This window comes from Formivibrio sp. oc-25 (genome assembly GCF_055810895.1).
Window position 1 is genome coordinate 1 of record NZ_JBVVOL010000070.1, and the last position, 2,426, is coordinate 2,426.

Below are 2,426 nucleotides of genomic sequence, written 5' to 3' on the forward strand. Positions count from 1 at the left end.
GCGCGGCGTGATCGTGCAGGTGGGCGTGAGTGGCGACGTATCGATTCCGATCGGCGTGCTGGTGGGCAAGGAAATCAGCCTGGTGGGTGCATTCCGCTTCCACAGCGAATACGCGCTGGCTGCGCGCCTGCTGAAGGAAGGCCGCATCAATGTGAAGCCGATCATCACTGCGACCCTGCCAATCGAAAAGGCAGTGGAAGCGTTCGAGCTGGCTTCGGATCGCCGTTCGCAGATGAAGGTGCAGCTGACGTTCTGACCAAGTTCCCCGGGTTGCGGGGGACCGTCAAAAACAACGGGCAATGCCAAAAGCATTGCCCGTTGTTTTTGCTGAAGCGGTCATCAAGCTTCGAAGAAATTGTCCGGCGCAGTATCGCGCAATTCCTGCAAATCCTGCGCGATGGCGCTAATGTGGTCGAACATGGCCTTGGCAGCGCCCTTGCCATCGCCTGCCTTCATGCGATCCAGAATCAGCAGATGCTCATGGTAGGCGCGTTCAGCATGGCGCGGATCGCGGTTGACCAGCCAGCGCACGCGGTCGAAATGCTGCTTGACCTGCTGGATGTGCGACCACGCCAGCGTACGGTCGGCAATCTCGAACAGATGCTGGTGCATGGCTTCGTCCAGGCGGAAAAAATCACCGACCGGGCCATTATGGATTGCTGCCCCCTGCGCCTCGATCAGGCGCGTCAGTTCGCGCAGATCACGGGTGGAAATCTCCTGCGCCAGGTCTTCGACATTGGCACATTCGAGCGAGCGACGGATAAAGCAGCCCTCTTCCAGGAAATGCAGGTTCAGCGGCGAAATCACGGTGGCCGCTTGAGGATAGACACGCACCAGATCTTCCTGCGCTAGCCGGCGCAAGGCTTCACGCACCGGCGTACGGCTGACACCCAGCACCGTGGCCACCGCCACTTCGGACAACGGCACGCCGGGCAGGATGCGGGCGCAAATAATGGCATCGCGCAGCACATCAAGCACCTGCTCGGAGCAGGATTTGCTGGGATCGTCGCTCAATGGCTTCAGCGCGGTTTCCAGCGCGGCAAAATCGGCGCGGCCGCCCATGCGGGAAATCCGGCTGCCGGCATTGCGCTTTTCCACTGGTTTACGGAGCGCTGTTGCGGTAGTTTGCGCAGTCTCATTGAGCTGCTGCGGTATGTTTTCCATGATTTGCATCCCAGACAGTAATACGCTGCCACTCGTCACCAATCACTAGTATACTAGATAAAGCGGTTATCGCCATATCGTTTACGTATGGCGTCATGCCAGATTGTCTGGCCAGCAAACCAGAATATTACCGACGGATAACCAACATGTACATTATCGCCGACCCGTGGTTTTACGTGCTCGCCGTTCCCGGCATCCTGCTCACGGGCATTTCGAAAGGCGGATTTGCCGGCGGGCTGAGCTTTCTGGCGGTAACACTGATGGCGATTGTCATTCCGCCCGCACAGGCAGCTGCCATCGTGCTGCCAACCCTGTGCCTGATGGATGTGGTCGGTTTCTGGTCGTGGCGCCGCCACTGGGATTTGCGCCTGTTTGGCCGCCTGATGCCATGGGCACTGCTGGGCATCGTGATCGGCACACTCATGTTTGATCACCTCAATGAAGATGTGGTTAAAGCCATGATCGGCCTGCTGGCCTTCGTATTTGCCCTGAATTACTACTTGAAGGGGCGCATCAAGGCACCGTGGCATCTGCCGGAAAAAATCAGTGCAGCGCTGTGGTCGTCGCTGTCAGGCTTCACCAGTTTCGTCTCGCACGCCGGCGGGCCGCCAATCATGATCTATCTGCTGCCCAAGCAACTGGATAAATCCGTGCTGGTTGCCACGCTGACCCTGCTGTTTACCGTGATCAATTATGTCAAGCTCGTCCCATACGCTTACCTTGGCCAGCTTTCGCTGACCAATCTTGCTACCGCGCTGATTCTGGCCCCGTTGGCCCCGATCGGCGTGCGCCTCGGCATGTGGCTGCATGATCGCATCGAAGCCGCCATGTTCTATCGCCTCTCCTACGCCTTCGTATTCATTACCGGCATCAAGCTTTGCTGGGATAGTTTCAGCAAATTGCTGTAATCACCGGCCTATGGCCCACCAGTCGGAATACCAGAATTTGCACTAGGATACTACTTTACAAGAACCAGAATAAATACTAGTATCCCAATACGCATTGAAAAGGCTCCATTCCACTAATAAAAAGAAGCCCACTCACTGCGGATACATCTGTTTCATGCGCATCAGCATGTATCGGAAATTTCCATTCAGGAGAAGAGAGATGTCATTTCTTACGCAGGCCAACCGCCTGCTGCGCGGGTTGATGGTTGTCACCATTGGCCTGATGGCGGTGCTGGTTTTCATCAACGTGGTCTTGCGCTACGGGTTCAACTCGAACCTGGGCGTGACCGAAGAAGTCGCCCGCTATCTGTTCGT

2 protein-coding genes and 1 pseudogene are annotated in these 2,426 nt (G+C 56.7%); 2 read left to right on the forward strand and 1 reads right to left on the reverse strand.

Annotated features, from left to right (window positions below; genetic code table 11):
• Nucleotides 1–256, forward strand: a pseudogene (locus tag AC0KVQ_RS16285) (hypothetical protein); the annotation flags it as partial.
• Nucleotides 257–339: 83 nt separating this feature from the next.
• Here AC0KVQ_RS16285 and AC0KVQ_RS16290 read toward each other — a convergent pair.
• Nucleotides 340–1,164, reverse strand: coding sequence for a GntR family transcriptional regulator (locus AC0KVQ_RS16290; protein ID WP_473422248.1), 825 nt, complete (start codon nucleotides 1,162–1,164; stop codon nucleotides 340–342).
• Nucleotides 1,165–1,310: 146 nt separating this feature from the next.
• Here AC0KVQ_RS16290 and AC0KVQ_RS16295 point away from each other — a divergent pair, with 146 nt between their 5' ends.
• Nucleotides 1,311–2,072 (forward strand): sulfite exporter TauE/SafE family protein, encoded by a 762-nt coding sequence (locus AC0KVQ_RS16295; RefSeq protein ID WP_473422249.1) that lies wholly within the window; start codon nucleotides 1,311–1,313, stop codon nucleotides 2,070–2,072.
• Nucleotides 2,073–2,426 lie beyond the last annotated feature (354 nt).

Bases quoted from the DNA above. Each gene is read 5' to 3' on its own strand.
- AC0KVQ_RS16290 (WP_473422248.1), bottom strand. From the start codon at position 1,164: ATGGAAAACATACCGCAGCAGCTCAATGAGACTGCGCAAACTACCGCA.
- AC0KVQ_RS16295 (WP_473422249.1), top strand. From the start codon at position 1,311: ATGTACATTATCGCCGACCCGTGGTTTTACGTGCTCGCCGTTCCCGGC.